The 269-nt window shown below is 50.6% G+C and carries 1 protein-coding gene; it reads left to right on the top strand.

The genetic code is table 11. From position 1 onward, the window contains the following. The first annotated feature begins 39 nt into the window (after positions 1-39). Entirely contained in the window at positions 40-171 is a 132-nt protein-coding gene (locus L9G74_RS22860; RefSeq protein WP_369123389.1) for a huntingtin-interacting protein K, read from the top strand. Positions 172-269: the final 98 nt, after the last annotated feature.

The raw sequence follows: 269 nt of genomic DNA, 5'->3' as shown, positions 1-269 counted from the left end.
AAGGAGGCGGAACGGCTGTTAGAGAAGAAACTAGCAGCTGTGAAGATCAGCAAAGATGACGTGACGCTAATCGCGCAAGAGATGGAGATTTCCATGCAGCAGGCGGACCGCAAGTTGCGCGAGGCTGACGGCGACGTCGTCAAGTGTCTGCAGATGCTCATTGCTGCCTAGTTGCTACATCGGATGGCTACCGTTACAGGTCCTTAAGCTTTCTTTCTCTCTCTCTTTCTATCAACAATCAGATATGAGTTGGTAGTGCAGCTTTGGCA

The sequence above is a fragment of the Shewanella electrica genome (genome assembly GCF_022321485.1).
In the GTDB taxonomy this organism is placed as follows: Bacteria; Pseudomonadota; Gammaproteobacteria; order Enterobacterales; family Shewanellaceae; genus Shewanella; species Shewanella electrica.
The sequence above is the reverse complement of the archived record's forward strand: the minus strand, read 5'-3'. Positions and strand labels throughout refer to the sequence as shown.